The following is a 20,976-nucleotide window of genomic DNA, read 5'->3' on the forward strand; positions in this document are numbered from 1 at the left end:
TGTCGTCATCACGGCACCTCCCTCGCTGAGCATTCACTCAGCGTCTGGGGCCGAAACACCGATTAAGAAACAGTCCCCTGCGTACGGATCCGGCTGCATGCCATGACCGCTCGCGCGATGACTCGGAGTATGGGTGGTGGTCATGGGTTTTCCTCATCGCTGGCATATCGTCGTTCTTCACGCATGGACACCACGGCGATGGCTATCCGGGCGATGAACGGGTGTGATCGTTCCAGTGTGCTCGGCTGCTGCCGGTGTCGAGTAGGGCCGAAAGACTGCTACGTTCACATCTGTCGCCACCGTTGTGAGCACAGTGAGGAGTACCGTCGAAAGTATCGGCGACGGTGCGGTCATGACCGCCGTGGTCATCATCGCGTCGATCGTCGTCGTGGTCCTCGGCGCTCTCGCAATGTCCATTCGCGTCGTCACCCAATACGAACGCGGGGTGCTGCTGCGGTTCGGCAAAGTCCAAAATGTTCGGACGCCCGGCCTGACCGTGATCATCCCCCTCGTCGACCGCCTCACTCGCGTATCACTGCGCATCGTGACAATGCCGATCCAATCCCAGGGAATCATCACCCGTGACAACGTCAGCGTCGACATCGCCGCCGTCGCCTACTTCCGCGTTGTCGACGCCGTGAAATCCGTTGTCGCCATAGAAAATGTCGATACAGCGATCAACCAGATCGCACAAACCACCCTTCGCAACATCGTCGGCCAACACAGCCTCGACCAAGCGCTCTCCGAAACCGACACCATCAACGCCGACATCCGCAAGATCCTCGACGTCGCAACACTCGAATGGGGCGTCGAAGTAACACTCGTCGAGCTCAAAGACATCCAACTACCCGACAGCATGAAACCCGCCATGGCCCGCGAAGCGGAAGCCGAACGCGAAAAGAGAGCGAAAATTATTGCCGCAGAAGGTGAATCCCTGGCAGCAGCAGCCCTCGGAGACGCATCCGACACGATGATGGCGCACCCCCTGGCGCTACAGCTCCGCAATCTGCAAACCCTCGTCGAACTCGGAGTCGAGAAAAACACCACCATCGTCTTCCCTGCACCCCTGATGAGCGCAATCGGAGAACTCGGCAACTTCCTCGCCCAGGAAACCCGAGCCACCACCGACCTCGGCCGCACCACGCAAACACCCGCTCCCCACCCCACGCCGCCCGCACCAGCGTCCCTCGCGAACAACGGAACACCACTCCCGATTCCCACCACCTGACACACAACACACACCGGCACGAACTTTGTCTAGCGTGCACCCAGCTCCCATACTTGTAAACGAAAGCACTGTCGGACAGTCAAATTCACTAATTCGACTACCGGTAGTCGAACGCCGTTCCCGTTGAGCACACAACACGAGGGCCCCGATAGCCGTGCGAAGTCGACTCCTCGAGATGACCGCAAGCGAAGGGTGGTTGAACAGAGGGGACCACGCCGAGATTGCGTACTGATTCCCGCATAGCAGACTCTGGCGAAATCGATAGATATTTAACGGTATTCGGAGGAGAGTCAAAGAGATGACCCCCGCCGGCGAAGAACGTCACCTGGTTCGGATCACTGAGCGACTGCGCATGAGGTTCCCACATGCGCCCACCGAAGCAATCGACAGTTCGGTGGCATACGCATACGCACGTTTCGACGACGCACCGATCAGAGACTACATACCCGTGCTTGTCGAACGCCGAGCACGCGAACAGATCCAAGAGCTCGCAGCGCGCGCAGCGACGCGGTTCCTCACCGATACGATCAAATGGAAAGCTGGAAACCTGTTTTGCGGGTAACTGTTATCGCACCCACATCTACCGGGGTCTTCTCGAACCCCTGAAACGCTGAAGACTCCGCGATAGAGGCCGAATGCCTCTACGCGATATCTCCCGACGTCGTCACTGTGAAGGAAGCACGAATCCGATCACTTCGATGGAAGGACAAATCGCGATGAGCCCCGCACCATCGATCAGCAGCGACCACGACATCCAGGCCGCCGTCCAAGACGAGCTCTCCTGGACCCCAGAGGTGGACTCCGCCGGCATCGGCGTGGCAGTCGACGACGGTACCGTTTCCCTCTCCGGTGAAGTCGACAAATACTCCACACGCCTGGCCGCCACACGCGCCGCACTACGAGTTCGCGGAGTCACCGCAGTGGTCGACGACCTCTCGATACATCCGAACGCCACACAGTCCGTCTCCGAAACCGACATCGCCAAAGCCGTCGAACACGCCCTGACATGGGCCTCCAACATCCCCAACACCGTCAAAGCGAAGATCGACAACCACAATGTCACCCTGCAAGGTGAAGTGATCTGGGACTTTCAACGCCAAGCCGCCAAGCGGGCCGTCGAACATCTACGCGGCGTCAACTCCGTCGCCAACACCATCACCATCACCGCACGACCGTCCGCGCCCGATGCCGAACATCGCATCACGCAGGCACTGGTCCGCAACGCACAACTGGACGCGACAGCCATCGAGGCCACCGTCTCCGGAAACACGGTCACACTCACCGGCACCGTGCGCTCGTGGGCGGAAAAGCATCAAGCCGAGCTGGCAGCATGGGGATCACCGCACGTGACCGAGGTCAACAACCAGATCACCATCCGCCTCTGAACACCCCCACCCGACGCCTGCCCCTGACGCACAGGGGAACATGCCCACATAGCCGCACAACTAACTGCACGCGGGCCGAGGCGGCCCACGCACAGTTCGCGGTATCGGTACGGGGCCGATTTTGGGTGAGCGTCGTTTTCGCTGTCGTTGTTACGGTAGAGGAACAGTCCACACCAACGAAGTACCGCCTGTGGGGGCCTTTCCCACAGTCAGGGAACCTCCGCATTCGAGGGCGCGACTACGGAGGTTGTCGAGTCCGCTCGAGGCGACCGAGTCGGCGATGCCGATGCCGTCGTCGCTGATGTCGATACGAATGTCATCGGCGATAGAGAGTGCGATTTGCACGGTCTGTGCGTATGCATGGCGAACGGCGTTGCTCACGCCTTCCCGGATGACGGCCACAGCATGATCGGCCAGACTTTGGTCGATGACCGACAGCGGACCGTGCACACGAATGGTGGTACGTACGGACGAATCGGCGGAGATTTCGTCGACGGCGTCGTGGATTCTCGCTCGCAACGCCGACTCTGAGAGAGTACCGCCCTGCAGATCGAAGATGGCGTTGCGAACATCTTGGACAACATCTTGAAGATCGTCGATTGTGGCCGCCAGACGGGCCTTCGTGACCACTGAAGTTTGCTGCTGCGCTGTCACCTGCAGTGAGAGACCGGCGGCGAAGATACGTTGAATCACACTGTCGTGCAGGTCTCGTGCGATCCGGTCACGGTCTTTGAGCACATCGAGTTCACGTAGCTTCCGTGCCGCGTGTGCCAACTGAAGCGCGACAGCTGCCTGATCGGCGAAAGTGGTCAGGAAAGCAAGTTGATGTTCGCTGAACGGTTCGGTGTCGTGCTCACGCAGCGCCACCAGCACACCCGAGACGGAGTCCGGTGTCCGCAGCGGAGACACCAGCGCCGGCCCGTAACGCACACGAGAGCCTCGATTGACGTCGAACTCGAGGTGCTCACCGCGGGTGGACGTACGAGTACGGAAGGATGTGCCGATCGCCGAGCCGACCACCGGTATCAGGAGCCCGACGATTTCCTCCGGCGAATTGCCGTCCGCGACGGTGACGACCAAGTCGGAGTCAGGCCGCAGCGCATCGACCGGTTCGGCAATGAACGTGCGGTCAGCACCGGTGAGTTGACGAGTTTGCCACGCGATCAGGTGTAGCACGTCCTCGACGGCAACTCCCGAGAGCAGGGCTTCACCTATTTCACGGATAGCCTCGAGCCAGAGTTGCCGCGAACGAGATTCCTCGAACAGTCGCGCGTTCTCGATCGCGACTCCGGCAGCCGAGGCCAGCACTTCGACCACAGCCTGATCATCCTCCGAGAAAGAGCCTCCCCCATGTTTTTCGGTGAGGTAGAGGTTCCCGAACACGGTCTCCCCCACCCGGACAGCCACGCCGAGAAGGGAGTTCATCGGCGGATGATGCGGCGGGAACCCCACGGAGGAAGGATGCGAAGACAGCGTCGTCAGTCGCAAGGGCTGCGAACCGGTCACGATGGATCCGAGAAGCCCACGACCGGTCGGCAGCGGGCCGATGCGGGCCCGAGTGAGTTCGTCGATGCCCTCGTAGACGAACTGGGCGAGCTGCCCGTCATGCCCGCGGACCCCCAACGCGCCGTAGCTGGCACCGACAAGGTCGATGGCGGCATGCACGATCGAGCGCAGCGTCTGTTCCAGATCCAGACCGGAGCCGACGACCAACATCGCCTTCAGGAGCCCGCTGGTCCCCCCTCTCGTCTCGGCGCTTCTACGTTCGATCCGGTCATCGACAGGCTCAGAGCACGGTCGAGACGCGGGGTCTTCAGCATCCGCTGACGCGTCGGGCGCGATCATCGGCGCTCCAACTCGAGTTCGTGTTTCGATGCGAACACCGCTGCTTGGGTTCGACGCTCCAAACCCAACTTGGCCAGCAACCGCGACACGTAATTCTTGACCGTCTTTTCGGCCAGAAACATCCGCCCCGCGATCTGACGATTGGTCAGACCTTCGCCCAACAGCGCGAGGAGTGTGCATTCCTGATCAGTCAGTGCATTCAACTCACCACCCACTTCATCGGCGGCCCGGAGTTTGCTCATCAGAGCAGCGGCAGCGCGATTGTCCAACAACGACTTACCGTTGCCGACGTCCTTGACAGCCTTCGCCAGCGCCATGCCCGTGATGTCTTTGACGATGTAGCCGTGTGCGCCGGCATGAATCGCATCCAGCATCGCTTTGTCTTCGGTGAACGACGTGAGAATCAGACACTTGACCTCCGGCAGCGTCGCATTCAGCTTCTTGCACAACTCGATACCGTCACCGTCTGGTAACCGCACATCCAGCACCGCCACGTTCGGCCTCAACGCCGGGATGCGAGCGAGAGCGTGTGAACACGTCCCTGCCTCACCGATCACGGTCAGATCCGGATCGTTGTCGAGCAAATCGACAAGGCCACGCCTGACCACTTCGTGGTCGTCGACGAGAAACACCGAGATCACAACTGTTCTCCTCTTCCCCGCCTCTCATCAGCCTACGGATCTTTCACCGAAATCAGCCCCCCAGCGCCGACTTTTCGAGGTCTTTCGCCTCTAACTACTACGGGTTTTCGCGAGATTGGGGCCGACAGGACGCGTCGGCGACGACCCAATTCAGGCACAACAACTCACTCGACCCTGTCCCAATGTCCTGACACAAGGAGCGAATGCTGGGCAGAGTGAGTACATGGACACAAGTGATTTCGATTGGAATCGCACCCTGTGCCAGCAGTGGGAATTCCACTGAAACCATCAGGTCAAGGCTCGGCTCGACGGTCTCACCGATGACGAGTACTTCTGGTCCCCGGTACCCACTGCCTGGAGTGTCCTTCCTCGCGGCCGATCGCCCTTGCATGCAACCCCCTAGGCTGGTTGCGTGGGCACAGACGCGGAAAATCAGAGCGCCGACGTCGTGCGGTGGCTTCTGGACGGAGACGTCTCAGTACAGTTTCAGACCTATCGCGATCTACTGGACGAAGCTCGTCCCGACTTGCGGTCCCGAATCGCAACGGAGGGCGCCGGTGCAATGATTCTCCTGGCCGGAGATCGTGGAGGTTGGGGGCGTGGTTTCTACGAGCCGAAGTGGACCTGCACTCACTACTCGTTGTTGGAGCTGCGCGACCTCGCCATTTGCCAGGGTGAGCCGATGTGCACCGACGCTGTGGCAACTGCGCTGAGGGCGCACATAGGTGAGGATGGTGGGTTCAACCCCGCGGACTCGGTCAAGGAATCCGACGTCTGTATGAACGGGATGTTTCTCGCATACGCAAGCTACTTCGGAGCCGACGCCCTCGCGTTGCACAGCGTGGTGGATTTCTTGCTGAACCAGCAACTGAGCCCCGGCGGCTTCAACTGCCGATTCAACCGATCGGGTGCGAAAACGGCATCCGTCCACAGCACGACAAGCGTCATCGACGGATTCGCCGAGTACCTTCTCCGTGGTTTCTCGTATCGAAACGAAGATGTCCGTGCTGCGATTGACACGGCGGCAGAAGTGATGCTTGACAGACGCCTGTACCAGCGGCGCACGGATGGTGAGCCAATTCGTGCGGAGTTCACGCGTTTCCACGTACCTCCTCGATGGCACTTCGACGTGCTCCGCGGTCTTGACGTGCTCCACAGTGCGGGTGTCACTCACGACCCACGACTCACCGACGCACTCGATATCGTTCGGAAGCGACGTCGGGCCGATGGCCGCTGGGTAGGTTCTGCCCAGTACCCAGGCAAGACACACATCACCTATCCACGCGCTGGGACGCCGAACCGCGGGGTTACCCTGCGCGCCTTACGCGTGCTTCGCCACTTCGCGACCCTAGGAGAGTCTGAGCGCCCGGACCAGGATCCGCAATGAACTCATATATCGCCATGACAGCAGGAAACCGGCCACCGTTTCGTAGGAACCGTATGCCTGACCCGAGGATTCGACGTGGTCAACATCGACCGCGGCAAGCCCCAAACAACCACGCCGACCATCGCCTCCTGGCTCGGGAGCCAGGAGGTAGGCGGAGACACCAGTCGCTCATATTTCTATGTGAGTGCGCCCGCCACGCATATGCAGCGAATAGCTCGAACCCTGCCGCGGCATCGCCCTCGCGAGTATTTCCCGTTTGGCATGCCGATCCCGCACGCTCATCGGCCGATAGGGGTCTCCCATGTGCTCGGAACCACCATGACCGGCCGATGGCAACGGTGCAAGGTAGCCATAGCGACACTGCCGAGCAGAATTTCACGGATGGCGGAGCGTCCGCGGGACCCGACGACAACGACGGCAGCGTCATGGGCATTCGCTACAGCAACAAGGGCATCGGCGACGCCCCGCCCGTGGAGCGCAGGACCACGTTCGCTATCGCCGCGTAAGACTTTTCGGCCATCCACGCTCATCGGGGTTGCCGGCGTCGTGGCACCCTCATCGATACAGACCGGCAGCACTTCACGGTCTCGGAACAGATGTGTGGTTGCTGCGATGGCTGTTTCGGCGCCGGCAGACCCGTCCCAACCCACAACTACGGGCCCACCCTTTAACGCATCATGCTCGAAGGCCAGCACCGGGTAAGGGACAACAACGACAGGCCGGGCGGAGTAGTGCACCACCATGTCGGAGACGCTGCCGAGGACGGCGTGGGTGCCACCGAGCCCGCGAGATCCGACGAGGACGAGGTCCGCATGGAGTTCCTCGGCGCTCTTGGCGATCGACATGCCTTCCGTACCGAGGGTCTGTTTCAGCAGCGGTTCGGCGTCCCAACCGGCCGCGCGAGCGAGCGTGACCCCCATCGCCACGAGCCGTTCGGCTTCGCGTCGGCCCTCTCGCTCCACCATCTCGGTCAACTCGTCGGTGTTACGGGCGCGGGCGAGGAGCCGCCGCCGAATCGTGGCGTTCGCGAACGGTGGGGTCCACAGATGTGTGATCCACCCGTGCGCTGCGGGAAACAGCGCCGCCCCGGCATCGATCGCTGCGCTCGCCCTCAGCGAACCGTCATATCCCACAATCGCGCTCACCGACATGGCAATCCCTCCTTCATAGCTTGATGCTGCATGTGGACGACAGACATTCGAATATTCGTTCCGTCCCATCCCCGCTTGCGGGTTCAAGGCACCGGGTGGCGCACCCCCAGCGCACGATGAGCACGGTCGCTGTCGTCGTTCGGGGAGGGCGTATCAACTGCGGACAATCATCAGTGGACAGTGCGACGCGTGGAGCAGAGCACGGCTTGTCGACCCGAGCAGGAGCGCAGTGAATCCTCCTCGGCCTCGGCTGCCGGTGACCACCAGCTGCGCATGATGTGACAGCTCAGCGAGGTGGTGCACCGGACGATCACGAACAACGACTTTCCTCACCGGCACGTCGGGATATGTTTCGTGCCAGCCGGCCAAACACTCGGACAGCACCGCTTCTTCCGCGGTAGCGATTTCGGCCCAACCGAGATCGCGGTCGCTCACATCGGTTGCGAAGACCGTGGTGAGGTCGGAATCGCTCCATGCATGCACCGCAACGAGATCCGTGTGCCGGATCCGAGCTTCTTCGAACGCTGTGCCGAGCGCCGCTTCGCTTCGCGGGGAACCATCGACTCCCACAACGACAGGTCCGCCGAGATCGGCGTCGAACGAATCCGGCATTCCCCGGACCACCACGACCGGACACTGTGCATGGGCAGCCACGGCCGTGCTCACCGAGCCGATGAGGCCACCGGTGAACTCGCCGAGTCCGCGAGACCCGACGACGAGCATGCGAGCTGTCTTCGCCAACTCGAGCAATACCGCGGCCGGTGTCCCTGTGAGTAGCGTCGTACGGACCATCAGAGGAGCGCCGTCGGCGACTTTCGAGGCGATCTCAGCCGCGAGCTCGAGGCGCTGCTTACCCATCGCTTCAAGATCTGTGAAAGCCCCCGCAGACAGATTGATCGCATCACCGAAAGTGCCCGAGCGCGCGATGACCGACGTTGCCACCAACAGCGGGACGGCACGGAGTGCAGCCTCGCGTGCCGCCCATCGAACCGCATCGAGGCCCGATTTCGAACCGTCGACTCCGACAACGACGGGATCATCGACGTGCATGGGGGACTCCTCTGCTGGTTCGTCCTGGCGATCTCCAGTGTCGAGCTGGCCGGCCGGTGCCGCTAGAGCCGAACGGCCCGACACGAGATGCAGCCACGATCCGTCCCCGGCTTCGACGCGTGCCTCTACGCATGGATCGCGGTCAAGCAGTTCTTGCCTGACGACCCCCCTCCATGCCCGACCGGCAGTGTCACGTTGATTGAAAAGTTTAGCGGCACAGTTGATTGTTGAGATGTTGCTACGGAACACCCTCGGGTAGTTCTCCTTTCATGCAGCAATATCGGTCGTGGTGACTTCCCGCCGGACCGCGAAGCGGCCGGCCATCTCGGTACGCCACTCGGGTGCCGGGATTCTGTGCCGGTGGGGTCGGAGATGAGGTGAGATGCCGTCGAAGGCAGACAGGAATCGTTGCGCGTGCCCGGGCGATGTGAAGCGTTCCATCGCATGTTCTCGCTGCCTGGCGGGTTGACGCGAGTTCTGGGCTCGATTGTTCAAGTACTTCGACCGGCGATGCTCGATCGAGGCCAGCATCTCGGGTGCGCCACCTGGTAGCCGGCGAGATTGTCGGTGACGATCACACGCGGCACATACTCCAAACTTTTGAGTAGTCGGCGGAAGAATCGCTTGGCGGCGTTCCCGTTTCGCCGCGACTGGATCAACACGTCGAGTACGTTGCCGTGCTGGTCGACCGCGCGCCAGAGATAGTGTTGCCGGCCATTGATCCGGATGAAGACCTCGTCGAGATACCACTTGTCACCGGTCCGGACACGCCGTCGGCGCAGCTGGTCGGCGTAGGCCTGCCCGAACTTGGCGCACCACCGCCGAATCGTCTCGTAGCTGACCACCACACCGCCTTCGAGCAGCAGTTCCTCGACCTCACGGAAACTGAGTGGGAACCGGAAGTACAGCCACACACAGTCGTTGATGACCTCGACCGCGAAGCGGTGACCTTCTTGTACGACAACACCGCAGTGGTCATTCCACATCCTCCCAGTTTGTCGCGTTCAGCACCGTGGCAGTGCCCTTCTACCGGAATCATGTTGCTACTCGTGCCAACCTGGCAATCGCTCCCGGTACGGCGCTCATTCATAGCTCCCTGCTGCTAGTCAGCAAGGTGAATCGTCCGAATCGTTTCACCGTCACTAGAATTCGAACACCAAGCGCGCAGTGACACGGCCAGCAAGAATGTCGTCGAAGCATTCGTTAACATCGTCGAGTTTGCGCGAAACTGCAGATACGGCGGTTTTTCCGGCGGCATGAAGCTCGAACACCTCGCGCAGATCCTCACGTGTGCCGACTATCGATCCCAGAACGGAGATACCCCCGACGACGGTGTCGAAGATCGGGATCGGAAACACACCATGCGCAGGCATCGAGACACAGACCAGTCGGCCTCCGCGCCGAAGTGAGCGGAACGCTTGGTCGAAGACGCTCGGAACGACCGCCAACACGATCGCGACATCCGCACCGCCAAGCTTCTGGATCGCTTCGACGGGGTCTTCGGTCAGTGAGTTGACAGTGTGGTCCGCCCCCAATGTTGCGGCGAGCTCGAGCTTGTCGTCCTCGATGTCGATCGCGGTGACAAAACCTCCGGCGATCCTGGCGTATTGAACTGCCATGTGCCCCAAGCCGCCGACACCGAAGATCGCGACACGTTGCGCCGGCCTCACCCCACCGACCTTGACCGCCTTGTACGTGGTCACACCCGCGCAGGTGAGCGGGGCAGCATCGAACGACGAGATCGAATCGGGAACACGAACTACGTACTGTGCTTGCGCCACAGCATATTCGGCGTAAGCACCGTCGATGGAGTATCCGCTGTTCTGCTGCTTCTCGCACAGTGTCTCCCATCCGGAGACACAGTGGTCGCACTCACCGCACGCGGAACCGAGCCATGCGATCGCGACACGTTGACCGATACGATCGTGGGAAACGTTCTCTCCTGCCGCTTCGATCACTCCGATACCTTCGTGACCGGGCACGAAGGGGACGGTGGGTTTGGCGGGCCAGTCGCCCTTCGCTGCGTGTATATCGGTGTGGCACAGTCCGCAGGCTTCGATCTTGATCAGAACTTGGTCCGGTCCAGGCGTTGGGATCGCAATGTCCTGGACGACCAGGGGTGCTCCGAACTCTGTCACTACTGCTGCTCTCATCGCGATCATCCTCAGATTGGGGTGGACTCGAAAAGCCGACAGTCGATCTCGGCGCCGCACCTACTGATGCTCCCGCGACCAAGCACAGCTCAAGTAGGGTCAGAGGTCACCCCGGCAGGTCGAAGGACCCCGAATTCTGAACACCCCAAAAATGTTTGGGCCCCTGATTTCCTGCAGTCATGGCCGCCCATTTACCGATGATTCCCATTTCCGCACTGCCTATCGTCGAATCTCTCGCTGGAATCACCGCAGGAGAGCACTGGCATCACCGTAAGAGCGATGAGGTGCACCGCTGCTTCGGCGGTGCGGCCATGCATGTTGCCACTGGTGTGGCGGTGCCGACATCGGTGTTTCACCGGAACCGCGGTGCACTTCCGGGCGTATGTGTCCATGGCGGTCTTTCGGCCCTACTCGACTTAAGCAGCAACCGAGCACACTGGACAAACACGGCGGTCACGCGATGAACGACAGTACGGCGATGAGGAATCCCGGATGGACATCTCCCACACCCCGTTGGCGTGCGAGCGCCCATGCCATGCGACACAATCCGTTTACCCACGCACTGGCCCACCCTACGAAGGCGCTCACCGGTGTCTACGATCGCGATATCGCTGGGTTGCGGTGAGAGCCGTCGCGGAGCGGAAGCGCGACAGTCCATTTGGTGCCGATCCGAAAAACATTGAGCCACAATTTTTTTCGGTCACCGTTGGCGAAGCAAAGAATCTGTGTTCACGTCCTCAGGTGCGAGACGAGGGAAGGTTCACACAGGACAGTGGCCCGCAGTTGCCGCTGGTGGATCATGTCCGAGGAAGGGGACCGAGGTGAAGGTGTCGTCGTCGATGATGCATGTACGCGACTTGGATCGTTCTGTGCAGTTCTATCGTGATGTGTTCTCCTGCACTACGGGCCTGCGCACGCCGGACTCGGCGTTGCTCCTGACCCCTGACGGATTTCAGATCTACATGCACGCGAAGTCTGCATTTCGTCCAGTCGATGCCGGCGTCACCGGAGTCCTCTACATCATGTGGTCCACCGACACCGAAGACGAGTTCACACAGATAGCGGAACGAATGCGCGTGCACGACCCGTCGGCATCGGTCTCGACGTCCGACGGACTGACGCTCCTCGACGGACGCGACCCGGACGGAATCAGAATCGTCATCGCGTATCCGAGCCCGACGCAGTTCCCACGCGAGGTGATCGCTGCCCGCTTCCGCGGGTAACCACCGTCGCATGATTCGCAACCGGAAAGCCGTCGACACCGCCACTGGCCGGTCACTTGCCATAGATGGTGTCAGGCCAGCGACAAGTCTGCAGGGCACTCTCTCTGACGGCGCCCTGCCTGCTATGTCGTCTCGTCGACAGGTTCGAGGGCCGCGCCAGCTGAGCAGCGGGCTCGATCTAGCGTGCCATCGCTTCGGCGTTCGCGCGGAGTGTGTGCAACATTTTCCTGCTCATCACGAAACCTACCGGTTCGATGATCGAGCATCCGAAAGCAAGGCGGCTGGTCAATGACTGTCCATGTGAGTATCTCCCCCGCTCGATCAGTCGTGTTCTGTCCGAGGTTATGGGACGTAGATGGAACGACCACAGAGCATGGTCGGATATGTCTGGGCCTTCGCCGAGAAGAACCATTGTCGTGCCGCGCTTGATCATCGTCACGGTCAGAGGGGGTGATTTCGGGTGCAGAACTACCTTGTCACCCACTTCGAGGAGTTGGAAGTCGGGATTGATACCTGCCGCACTCGTGATGTTACATCCCACCATGTTCTCCAGTCCGCGATAGCTGTAGAAACCCGCACGTTGTTGGCCTATTTGAATCATCCACGGCCACAACTGATCTGCCGCGGAATCGACAGTGATCGCGTGTGTGTACGACCATGCCGCGTTCGGGACGAACTCATCGCCGGGAAGCGTCTCTGCGATCTCCGATGCCGTCGCACCCCAGCCAGTTCTCCACCGACGCAACGGCCTCGATGCAAGTATGTGAAAAGCAATGAGACCAGCACCGCCGATCGATTCCACAGCCTCGTTCATTCCGCGCCCACATCCTCGTGCTGCCCAGCCGAGACGCGGCTGGTTTCGCTACAGGCCCCTCGGGCACTTAACTCGCCTGTGCACCCCGCTGTCGTCGACGCGACTTTCGGCCGCGCCTCTGCATAGGTGGTAGTCGGATCCGCGACTGCACCGATTACCGCGAAAGCAGCACTCGACCAGACCAGCGGGTGGAGCACTTCTGGGTCGGCGGCGAATACAGTAGTCACAACGATTGGCAGCATATGTGCAGGACAGTGGTCGATGGTCGTCACGGAAGCCTCAATTGTTTTGTCTTCGAATCGGTTCGACACCCGTTTTAGGTGCGGCCTACGCGTCTCGACGTCTGAGCATGTAACCGGCGAAGCCGATCAAGAGTACTGTCCAGATCACCGCGACGCCGAAACCTTGCCATGCCGAGAGCAGATCTCCGGGGGCTTGCTTCGGTGAGGCGATCAAGCTCCCGGCCTGAGAGGGTAAATAGGCGTGGACGTGTTGTCCGATACTGCCGGGCAGCAGCTGAGCCAGGGGCGCCAAAACGAGAACGAAACCGATGATGCCGGTGACGGCTCCCGCAGTGTGGCGGACGAGAGCGCCGATCGCGATCGCCATCACTCCCAGCACCGAAAGGTACAGACCCGCACCGACTACGGCTCGCAGGACACCCGGATCACCCAACGACACCGATACACGCGACCCCATCACCGCCGATCCGACAAAGAACGCCGGAAAGGCCGCGAGCTCGCCGACCACGAAGACCACAACCATGAACAGTCCGGACTTGGCGGCCAATACAGGTATCCGCGCAGGAACCGCCAGCAGGCTCGCTCTGATCGTTCCGCTGGCATACTCGCTGGTCATGACCAGAACGCCGAGAACACACACCGCCAGCTGTCCGAGCTGAAAACCGGCGCCGAGAATCTGGCGAGTAGGGTCGGCCACAATCTGCATTTGGGCAAGCGGATCGACTCTGTCCCAGTACGACACGGTAAACCACGTGAACAGCGCAGTGAAACCGACAGTGACGACAACCAGCAGCGACAGGGACCAGATCGCCGACCGGAGCGATACGAGTTTGGTCCACTCCGATTTCAGCAATCCCACAAAATTCAGGCCGCTGAGGTGCTGCGCAGGCGCAGCGGGTTCGTCATGAAACGCGGAGATACTCATCTCGCGGCGCTTCCTGTGGCGAGAGGCACCAGCGACCGCTCGTTGGGCGTCATTGCAGGGTGGGTGAGGTTCATGAACGCTTCCTCCAACGTAGCCACTTCCGGTGTCAGCTCGTAGATCGCGATGTGATGCTGATTGGCGAGTTCGCCGACACGCTGAGCGGAAATATCACGCACGGTGAGTGCGCCGTCATCACGCGCGCCGGTATGCCCCCCGGCCGAGGCGATACGTTCGGCGAGTGCCGGCGAATCGGATGACCTCACCAACACGGAGGTGTGGCGGCTTCGAGCGACCAATTCCTTGGTGGTGCACTGTGCTATCAGTTTTCCGTGATCGATCACGACCAGGTTGTCAGCGGTTTGCGCCATTTCGCCCATGAGATGGCTGGAGACGAACACAGTTCTTCCCTCGCTTGCGAGGTGCCTCATCATGGAGCGCATCCAGAAGATGCCGTCTGGATCCAATCCGTTGATCGGTTCATCCATGATGAAGGTCGTCGGATCCCCCAAGAGTGCTGCTGCGATTCCCAAACGCTTGCGCATACCGAGCGAAAAGGAACCCGCACGTTCTCCCTTGACGTCACGGAGGCCGACGAGATCGAGGACCTCATCGATACGGTGCCTCGAAATAGACTGTGTTTGAGCGAGATAGAGCAGATGATTGTACGCCGATCGACCTGGGTGAACAGCCTCGGAATCCAGGAGTGCGCCAACTTCACGCAAGGGCTGACGGAGCTGGGTATAGTTCACGCCGTTGATGTGGGCATGTCCATGACTTGGGTGGTCGAGCCCGACGATCAATCGCATCGTGGTGGACTTGCCCGACCCGTTCGGCCCGAGAAACCCTGTCACTGAACCGGATTCGACGTCGAAAGACAGGTTGTCGATCACAAGCTTGTCGCCGTAACTCTTGCTGAGCTCTCGAACTTCGATCGTGTGGCTCATCACGGCCTACCAGAATTCGGTTGCGCAGACGCTGACGGTGCGGTGCAGATCGTTCCGGGCCATGTAACAATCGCACAGGCCGCCGCCTCGCGTTCCCCATCTCCGGCACTCACGTGAAATTTCGGACCGCGATCGCGCATCCCCTCGGCTCCCGCAGTTGCTGCAAGCCTACGCATATGGGTTCCTTCGTCGGCGGAATGAACTGAGGGAGCGGACAGGGTCTGTGGTCATCGGCAACGCTGTCAGGGGACCGGCACCTCTTCGGTCGCGCGATGAACCTCGATTCGACAGTCCTTCACCACAGCGGCGACGGCAGCAACTGCGACCAGAACAGGTGCCGCTATGGCTACCACGACGCCAACCGTGACCGGAATCTCGAAAATGGTTTGGTCATGGTCGTTTTTCACCACAATTCGTCGGACGTTGCCATCATGTAGCAGCTTCTTCACCGCATCAGCTACCTCAGCTCCCTGAACCTGGAAGCTGTTCGTCGGAGGAGCGGCGCCCGTGGATCCGTTTACTGAATTTCCCTGTTCCTGCATAGTCGACATTCCGTTCTGTACCAACGCACGATGTGGACGCGGTGCGATATCGGGGCGCCGGGTAGCCGATCGACTACCCGTCATCAGTGTCGGGGACGGCCGATCCAGTGCGTAGAGTCTTTGTACCTGCGGGGCAGTTCTTTTACGGATGCGGATGTCGAGCGCCCACACAGCACTCGTGAGCTCTGGGCTCACGAACTGATGATGACCTTCGCCCAGACCGTGGGCACCTACTCGCAGTGACAGGGTCTTTCGGCAGTCCGCACCACTCGGCCCCGCTGAAATGCAGCCGGGCGATCGGGAAACGCGTCCACTCAGGGCCGAGGTCCTCCCGCCACGGCGGCCGGCATTCGCAGATCTTCAGATGACGGGGTGCGATGTCGCATTCGACCCAAATCTCATGACGCAGACGATCGGGAACCTTACTCGCGCAATACTTCACGACCCGCGCGACATCGAGTTCGGGAAGTCCGGTGGCAGCCATGCCCCATCATGCCAACCGTCAGCGGCGGCCGGCTTCGCTATCCGGTTGCGCAGGAACCGAGTACCCGTTCCTCTCGCCGGCGTGGGCTGTCCCAATCGAGCACGCGCCGAGGTCGATCGTTGAGTTTGGCCGCGATCATATTCAGGTCATCTTGACTGAAACTGCGCAGGTCAGCGTTCTTGCGCAGGTACTGCCGCAGCAATCCGTTCGCGTTTTCGTTCGTCCCGCGTTGCCACGGAAGGTGCGGGGCGCAGAAGTAGACGGGCATGTCGAGGGTTGCGGTGATGCGCTCGCGTTCGGCCATTTCTCGTCCCCGATCCCAGGTCAGCGAACGACGTAGGTGCGCAGCCAACCTGCTCAGGTAAGTGATCAAAGCGTCCTCTACCGTCTCGGCCCGGTACCCGCCCGGCAATGCCACCACATGAGTGACGCGTGATTGCCGATCCACCAGCCTCGCGACCGCTGACGGGCGGATTCCGAACACGAGGTCACCCTCCAGGTGCCCGGGCTCACTACGACCGTTTGCCGCAGCTCCTCGAAGATCGATCGAGACCATATTTCGTATCCGCCCACGACCGTGGGAGCGTTTCTTCCCGCGAGCCTTGCTGTCCGCGCAAGCCACCGACGGATACGTCCGAATAGCGGATCCCAACTCAGCCGAGTCGCTTGCGGACAACATGATCGGCGAGATACGTGTTTCCGGTCCACGACTGAGCCCCGGTTACTGGGGCCGTAGCGAGATCGGGAAGGAACTGTATACAAGTGACCTCGGCGCGGTCGTCGATGGTGAACTGTAGGTGGTCGGACGCATCAGGGACGACATCATCGTTCGAGGGAAGAACTATTACCCGCATGACATCGAGAACACCGTGCGGATCCACGTCGAGGGGCCGAAGTCCCTGACATGCGCGGCATTCGCGATTGCCGACTCCCACGGGATCGAAAAGTTAGTGATTGCTGCGGAGACCACAGCTGATCACGACGTGAGTCCGTCTGCGGTGAGGGAGGCAGTGACTCGCGAGCAAGGACTCACGGTGGGTGAGCTGGTGATGACGGACAAGCGACTGCAGAAGACCAGCAGCGGCAAGTTAATGCGAGCCAACGCCAAGGCCCGCTACCTGCGGGGCGAGTTCGTCTAGAGATCCAGCTCGAGGACCGGTGACACAGCGGCCCTCGAGACGCACACCATCATCGATTCGCTCCGCTCACGTTCGTCGTCGCTCAGAACGGAGTCGCGGTGAATCGGGCTCCCGCTCAGCACCTTTGTCTCGCAACTCGAGCAGGTCCCTTCTCGGCAGGAGGTAACGACCGAGACGCCTGCGCGTTCGAGTGCGTCCACCAGCGCCTGGTCCGGGCCGACTCGGATGACGTCGCCCGTGCTGACGATACGTACATCGAATGCTGAGTCCGGCTCCTCGACGACAATGGGACGCGGTGCGAACCGTTCCACGTGCAGGGCACCCTTACCGTGTTGTTCTGCCGCCGCGAGCAACGGCTCCGGTCCGCAGCAGTAGACGCAGGTCTCGGCACCGGCGGTCCGAGCGATGTCGGCGAGCGGCAGCAGCCCTGCTTCGTCCTGCGGGAGTATCGCAACTTTGTCTCCATGCGCGGCGAGTTCGTCGACGAACGCCATGGAGGCGCGGGTGCGCCCCCCGTAGTACAGCTGCCACTGCGCACCTGCACACTCGGCGGCGGCGATCATCGGGAGTATCGGGGTGATTCCGATCCCACCCGCTACGAACACGTACGCTGAAGCGTCGACGAGGGGAAAATTGTTGCGCGGCAACGAGACTTGGAGGGTGCATCCGATCTGTGCACGGTCGTGGAGGTAGGCCGACCCACCGCGCCCGTTCGGCTCGCGCAGCACCCCGATGCGCCACCGAGTCCTCTCCGTTGTCGAGCCACACAGGGAGTACTGCCGGACGTCATCACCGCCGACACCGATATCCACGTGCGCGCCTGCATTCCACCCGGGCAGGTCACCGTCGTCGGGTAACGCGAGTTCGAGTGCGATCACGTCCGCAGCGACATCCGAACGTCCGACGACGACCACTGTGAACATACCGGCTTCCAACACTCTTGCTCCTTCGGTCGTGGACGTCTCGCACACCCCAGGCTGGGCGAACATCGTGACCCTCGCACGCCGTGGGCCCCATTGATGTCGTGCGATCGGCGTCGCCTATCGCGGCCCCGCTCGCACGACCCGCCGCCCGACACTTGACGCCATGACAACCGTCGAACGAGACATCGATCGCATCCAAAGATTCGATACCCCCGAGACAGTCGACCTGCTGGTCGCCAGGACCGCGGCCTTCGTGCAGGAACACGTTCTGCCCGTCGAGCGAGAGGTCATCGTCGAGGGCCGCGTAGTCGACGACGAGATGCGTCTCGAATTACAGCGTAAGGCGAAGGACGCCGGTGTCTTCGGCCCCCTGTCGGATACCGAGTACGGCGGCCTGCAGCTGTCCACGCGTACTCAGGCCCGCGTCCTCGAGGCGTCGGGCGCGAGCCTACTGGGGCCGTTGTCGGTCAATGCGTCGGCGCCCGACGACGGCAATATCCATTTGTTGAAGCACGCCGGCACGCCAGAACAGCACGCACGCTATTTGGCCCCTCTGGCGTCCGGAGACGTCCGCTCGTCCATCGCGATGACCGAACCCGCCCCCGGGACCGGCTCTGATCCGTCGATGTTGCGGACCACGGCGCGCCGCTCCGATTCGGGCTGGGTGATCGACGGTGCCAAACACTTCACCACGGGAGCCGACGGCGCGGCCTTCACCATCGTCATGGCAGTCACCCCGAACGGTCCCACGATGTTCATGGTCGACCAGAACAACCCGGGTCTGCACGTCGGACGGCGCATGCCGACGCTCGACCACAGCATTCCGGGTGGGCACTGCGAGATGCAGTTCACCGAATGCGAGGTCCCCGCCGACGCCGTACTCGGCGAAGAAGGGAAAGGCATGCTCTACGCCGGGGTGCGGCTCGCACCGTCCCGCTTGGTCTTCTGCATGAACTGGCTCGGCCTGGCCGTGCGTGCCCACGAAATGGCCGCCCGCCACATCGTCGGTCGCTCATCGTTCGGCGTCCCCATCGCCGACCATGGAATGGCACAGGCCCATGTCGCCGACAGCGAGATCGACATCGAAGCGTCACGCGGTCTGATTCGCCGAGCTGCGGAGATCATCGACACCGAGGGTGCCGATTCCTCCAGCGCCCGCCACAGCGCCTCCATCGCAAAGACTTTCGTTTCGGAGGCCGTGTGGCGAGTTCTCGATCGGTCGGTCCAGCTCCACGGAGGCCTCGGCGTCTGCGAGGACCACCTCGTCGCCCGGTTCCTCGTCGAGGCACGCGCGTTTCGCATCTACGAGGGCCCGTCGGAGGTCCTGCGGTGGTCCATAGCCCGCCGAGTGCTGCGCCCCTTCCGCTGACCCACTTCTTCACACACAACAGAACGGAGCTCATCGTGTCCACTTCGACTTCCACGTCCACCACAGGCCATCGGGTCGGACTTTTCGCAGCAGCGTTCGGTTACATCGACGGCGGTGCACCCGATTACGAGCACCTTCGATCGGTGTCCAATTCCCTCGTGCCGTTCGGAAAACACGTAGGGACCATTGTCACCGAGATCGGCCCCGATCGAGCCGTCGTCGAGATTCCGCGCGAACCTCACGTGGTCAACCACATGAACACCGTCCACGCGGGCGCGCTGTTCACCGCAGCAGATATCGCTGGAGCTGCAGCGTTCGTCGGTGCCGCCGCAACGAGGCTGTACGTCGTCGAGAGTCTCGTCGTGCGCTCGGCGAGCTCGACGTATCGCAAGCCCGCCTCGGGAAATATCCGTGCGATCGCAACCGTCGACGAGCGGGAGATGCGAGCCATCCTCGCCGCCCAGTCCGACGCACGCTTCGAGCTCACCGGCAAAGCGCTGATGGTGAACGACGACGACGTCACCGTCGCCAAGTTCACCTTCGACTACGTGTGCGACGTCGTCGTCTCCGACGGGCAGGTCTAACCGATGTCCACAACCTCGGGAACACCGAGCGGCCCCCAGGGTGCCGAGAAGGAGACGCCGGCCCGGCGCCCCTCCGAATACTCATTGCTCGAATCTCTGCCCGTCGAGGTCGCGGGCGGAATCACGTTCACGGTTCGATTGGTGCCGGCAGCAGACCCGTCGGCTCCGGTGGTTCTCATCCTCCCGGCCATGGTCATGAAGGCCAAGCACTACATGCATCTCGCCAAAGCCCTGAATGCACAGGGAGTGTCGGTCGCCCTGTGCGATCTTCGCGGACAGGGTGAAAGCACACCGGCACTGCTCGATCAGCCGAACTTCGGCTACCGCGAGATGCTCGAAACCGATCTTCCCGCCGTGACCGCGGCGGTGAAAGAACAGTTTCCGGACAGTGAGCTGCACCTGTTCGGACACAGTCTCGGCGGTCAGTTGTCGTTGCTCTATGCGGCGGCCGAACCGGGAGTGGTCGACAGTGTCACGGTCATCGGCACCGGGACGGTCTACTGGCGCGCATTCGGTATCCGACGGTGGTTCGAGGCGCTGCGCGACATCCAGTGGATCGGCTTGGTCGCACGGGTCAAAGGACACTGGCCGGGCGGCGTCCTGATTCCGGGGGCCATGGCCGGGCGCGTCATGGTCGATTGGTCGCGGCACTCCCTGACCAGTCACTACCGACCCACCGGAACGTCCCGTGACTACGACCGCTTGCTTGCGGAGATGACTACCCGGGTCCTGGCCATCTCGCTCGCCGACGACCATCTGGGTCCCAAATCGAATGTCGACTTCCTGGAATCGAAGATGAAGGCGGCCGCGGTGTCCCGGTGGCACATCGACGGTGATTCCCCGGTCACCCACCGCGATCACTTCGAGTGGATCAAGGATTCACCGGTGATCGCTCGGGTCGCGTCCGAGTGGATTCGGGCGGGCGTCGCGACAACCGCTTCCTGATC

At 61.5% G+C, this 20,976-nt stretch carries 20 protein-coding genes and 1 pseudogene; 9 read left to right on the top strand and 12 right to left on the bottom strand.

The window, feature by feature from the left end; translation table 11 throughout:
* Positions 1-352 precede the first annotated feature (352 nt).
* From R4P65_RS30125 to R4P65_RS30135, 3 genes are all read left to right on the top strand, one after another.
* Complete coding sequence (locus R4P65_RS30125) at positions 353-1,228, top strand: slipin family protein (RefSeq protein WP_317829217.1); 876 nt, start codon at positions 353-355, stop codon at positions 1,226-1,228.
* 298 nt (positions 1,229-1,526) lie between these two features.
* Entirely contained in the window at positions 1,527-1,790 is a 264-nt protein-coding gene (locus R4P65_RS30130) for a three-helix bundle dimerization domain-containing protein (protein ID WP_317829218.1), read from the top strand.
* A gap of 154 nt (positions 1,791-1,944) precedes the next feature.
* The gene (locus R4P65_RS30135; RefSeq protein WP_317829219.1) at positions 1,945-2,613 is read left to right on the top strand and encodes a BON domain-containing protein; all 669 of its coding nucleotides are present in this window, start codon (positions 1,945-1,947) and stop codon (positions 2,611-2,613) included.
* Between the two features lie 150 nt (positions 2,614-2,763).
* Here the strand turns inward: R4P65_RS30135 and R4P65_RS30140 are convergent, their stop codons facing one another.
* Positions 2,764-4,329: a GAF domain-containing protein gene (locus R4P65_RS30140; RefSeq protein WP_317829220.1), complete on the bottom strand. Its 1,566-nt coding sequence runs from the start codon at positions 4,327-4,329 to the stop codon at positions 2,764-2,766.
* Positions 4,330-4,454: 125 nt separating this feature from the next.
* The gene (locus R4P65_RS30145; protein ID WP_317829221.1) at positions 4,455-5,099 is read right to left on the bottom strand and encodes a response regulator transcription factor; all 645 of its coding nucleotides are present in this window, start codon (positions 5,097-5,099) and stop codon (positions 4,455-4,457) included.
* A 412-nt stretch (positions 5,100-5,511) separates the two neighbouring features.
* Between R4P65_RS30145 and R4P65_RS30155 the strand changes: the two genes are divergently transcribed.
* The gene (locus tag R4P65_RS30155) at positions 5,512-6,486 is read left to right on the top strand and encodes a hypothetical protein (protein ID WP_317829222.1); all 975 of its coding nucleotides are present in this window, start codon (positions 5,512-5,514) and stop codon (positions 6,484-6,486) included.
* A 278-nt stretch (positions 6,487-6,764) separates the two neighbouring features.
* On the opposite strand, the gene R4P65_RS30160 is transcribed toward R4P65_RS30155, so the two are convergent.
* From R4P65_RS30160 to adhP, 4 genes and pseudogenes are all read right to left on the bottom strand, one after another.
* Positions 6,765-7,637 carry a universal stress protein gene (locus R4P65_RS30160; protein ID WP_317829223.1) on the bottom strand — a complete coding sequence of 291 codons (873 nt, stop codon included), beginning with the start codon at positions 7,635-7,637 and terminating at the stop codon, positions 6,765-6,767.
* A 153-nt stretch (positions 7,638-7,790) separates the two neighbouring features.
* Positions 7,791-8,687 carry a universal stress protein gene (locus tag R4P65_RS30165; protein WP_317829224.1) on the bottom strand — a complete coding sequence of 299 codons (897 nt, stop codon included), beginning with the start codon at positions 8,685-8,687 and terminating at the stop codon, positions 7,791-7,793.
* Positions 8,688-8,954: 267 nt separating this feature from the next.
* A pseudogene (locus tag R4P65_RS30170) lies at positions 8,955-9,673 on the bottom strand (IS6 family transposase).
* A gap of 156 nt (positions 9,674-9,829) precedes the next feature.
* The gene (gene adhP / locus R4P65_RS30175) at positions 9,830-10,840 is read right to left on the bottom strand and encodes an alcohol dehydrogenase AdhP (protein WP_283569278.1); all 1,011 of its coding nucleotides are present in this window, start codon (positions 10,838-10,840) and stop codon (positions 9,830-9,832) included.
* A gap of 839 nt (positions 10,841-11,679) precedes the next feature.
* On the opposite strand from adhP, the gene R4P65_RS30180 reads away from it, so the two are divergent.
* On the top strand, positions 11,680-12,063 hold the full coding sequence (locus R4P65_RS30180) for a VOC family protein (protein WP_306669663.1): 384 nt from the start codon (positions 11,680-11,682) through the stop codon (positions 12,061-12,063).
* Positions 12,064-12,241: 178 nt separating this feature from the next.
* Here the strand turns inward: R4P65_RS30180 and R4P65_RS30185 are convergent, their stop codons facing one another.
* The 5 genes from R4P65_RS30185 to R4P65_RS30205 all read right to left on the bottom strand — a co-directional run bounded on the left by R4P65_RS30185 (position 12,242) and on the right by R4P65_RS30205 (position 16,693).
* Positions 12,242-12,877 carry a hypothetical protein gene (locus tag R4P65_RS30185; protein WP_317829225.1) on the bottom strand — a complete coding sequence of 212 codons (636 nt, stop codon included), beginning with the start codon at positions 12,875-12,877 and terminating at the stop codon, positions 12,242-12,244.
* Between the two features lie 327 nt (positions 12,878-13,204).
* Positions 13,205-14,044, bottom strand: a complete 840-nt coding sequence (locus R4P65_RS30190; protein ID WP_317829226.1) for a hypothetical protein — start codon at positions 14,042-14,044, stop codon at positions 13,205-13,207.
* Positions 14,041-14,988 (bottom strand): ABC transporter ATP-binding protein, encoded by a 948-nt coding sequence (locus R4P65_RS30195; protein ID WP_317829227.1) that lies wholly within the window; start codon positions 14,986-14,988, stop codon positions 14,041-14,043. Before R4P65_RS30195 ends, R4P65_RS30190 begins: the two co-directional genes overlap by 4 nt.
* A 242-nt stretch (positions 14,989-15,230) precedes the next feature.
* Complete coding sequence (locus R4P65_RS30200; RefSeq protein ID WP_317829228.1) at positions 15,231-15,725, bottom strand: DUF4342 domain-containing protein; 495 nt, start codon at positions 15,723-15,725, stop codon at positions 15,231-15,233.
* A 326-nt stretch (positions 15,726-16,051) separates the two neighbouring features.
* Positions 16,052-16,693 carry an IS30 family transposase gene (locus tag R4P65_RS30205; protein WP_317829229.1) on the bottom strand — a complete coding sequence of 214 codons (642 nt, stop codon included), beginning with the start codon at positions 16,691-16,693 and terminating at the stop codon, positions 16,052-16,054.
* Positions 16,694-16,811: 118 nt separating this feature from the next.
* Between R4P65_RS30205 and R4P65_RS30210 the strand changes: the two genes are divergently transcribed.
* Positions 16,812-17,153, top strand: coding sequence for a hypothetical protein (locus R4P65_RS30210; RefSeq protein WP_317829230.1), 342 nt, complete (start codon positions 16,812-16,814; stop codon positions 17,151-17,153).
* On the opposite strand, the gene R4P65_RS30215 is transcribed toward R4P65_RS30210, so the two are convergent.
* Positions 17,150-18,091: a PDR/VanB family oxidoreductase gene (locus R4P65_RS30215; protein WP_230813332.1), complete on the bottom strand. Its 942-nt coding sequence runs from the start codon at positions 18,089-18,091 to the stop codon at positions 17,150-17,152. The two genes, R4P65_RS30210 and R4P65_RS30215, sit on opposite strands and share 4 nt — an antisense overlap.
* Positions 18,092-18,239: 148 nt before the next feature.
* On the opposite strand from R4P65_RS30215, the gene R4P65_RS30220 reads away from it, so the two are divergent.
* From R4P65_RS30220 to R4P65_RS30230, 3 genes are read left to right on the top strand one after another with little or no spacing between them, the layout of a single operon-like run.
* Positions 18,240-19,445 carry an acyl-CoA dehydrogenase family protein gene (locus tag R4P65_RS30220; RefSeq protein WP_317829231.1) on the top strand — a complete coding sequence of 402 codons (1,206 nt, stop codon included), beginning with the start codon at positions 18,240-18,242 and terminating at the stop codon, positions 19,443-19,445.
* Between the two features lie 35 nt (positions 19,446-19,480).
* Positions 19,481-20,029, top strand: a complete 549-nt coding sequence (locus R4P65_RS30225; protein ID WP_317829232.1) for a YiiD C-terminal domain-containing protein — start codon at positions 19,481-19,483, stop codon at positions 20,027-20,029.
* Between the two features lie 3 nt (positions 20,030-20,032).
* Positions 20,033-20,974 carry an alpha/beta fold hydrolase gene (locus R4P65_RS30230; protein WP_317829233.1) on the top strand — a complete coding sequence of 314 codons (942 nt, stop codon included), beginning with the start codon at positions 20,033-20,035 and terminating at the stop codon, positions 20,972-20,974.
* Positions 20,975-20,976: the final 2 nt, after the last annotated feature.

It is taken from the genome of Rhodococcus sp. IEGM 1318 (genome assembly GCF_033142465.1).
GTDB lineage: Bacteria > Actinomycetota > Actinomycetes > Mycobacteriales > Mycobacteriaceae > Rhodococcus_F > Rhodococcus_F qingshengii_B.

Bases quoted from the DNA above. Each gene is read 5' to 3' on its own strand.
- R4P65_RS30195 (WP_317829227.1), bottom strand. From the start codon at position 14,988: ATGAGCCACACGATCGAAGTTCGAGAGCTCAGCAAGAGTTACGGCGAC.
- R4P65_RS30125 (WP_317829217.1), top strand. From the start codon at position 353: ATGACCGCCGTGGTCATCATCGCGTCGATCGTCGTCGTGGTCCTCGGC.
- R4P65_RS30230 (WP_317829233.1), top strand. From the start codon at position 20,033: ATGTCCACAACCTCGGGAACACCGAGCGGCCCCCAGGGTGCCGAGAAG.
- R4P65_RS30190 (WP_317829226.1), bottom strand. From the start codon at position 14,044: ATGAGTATCTCCGCGTTTCATGACGAACCCGCTGCGCCTGCGCAGCAC.
- R4P65_RS30165 (WP_317829224.1), bottom strand. From the start codon at position 8,687: ATGCACGTCGATGATCCCGTCGTTGTCGGAGTCGACGGTTCGAAATCG.
- R4P65_RS30205 (WP_317829229.1), bottom strand. From the start codon at position 16,693: ATGTTGTCCGCAAGCGACTCGGCTGAGTTGGGATCCGCTATTCGGACG.
- R4P65_RS30160 (WP_317829223.1), bottom strand. From the start codon at position 7,637: ATGTCGGTGAGCGCGATTGTGGGATATGACGGTTCGCTGAGGGCGAGC.
- R4P65_RS30180 (WP_306669663.1), top strand. From the start codon at position 11,680: ATGATGCATGTACGCGACTTGGATCGTTCTGTGCAGTTCTATCGTGAT.
- R4P65_RS30130 (WP_317829218.1), top strand. From the start codon at position 1,527: ATGACCCCCGCCGGCGAAGAACGTCACCTGGTTCGGATCACTGAGCGA.
- R4P65_RS30185 (WP_317829225.1), bottom strand. From the start codon at position 12,877: ATGAACGAGGCTGTGGAATCGATCGGCGGTGCTGGTCTCATTGCTTTT.
- R4P65_RS30135 (WP_317829219.1), top strand. From the start codon at position 1,945: ATGAGCCCCGCACCATCGATCAGCAGCGACCACGACATCCAGGCCGCC.
- adhP (WP_283569278.1), bottom strand. From the start codon at position 10,840: ATGAGAGCAGCAGTAGTGACAGAGTTCGGAGCACCCCTGGTCGTCCAG.
- R4P65_RS30140 (WP_317829220.1), bottom strand. From the start codon at position 4,329: ATGTTGGTCGTCGGCTCCGGTCTGGATCTGGAACAGACGCTGCGCTCG.
- R4P65_RS30220 (WP_317829231.1), top strand. From the start codon at position 18,240: ATGACAACCGTCGAACGAGACATCGATCGCATCCAAAGATTCGATACC.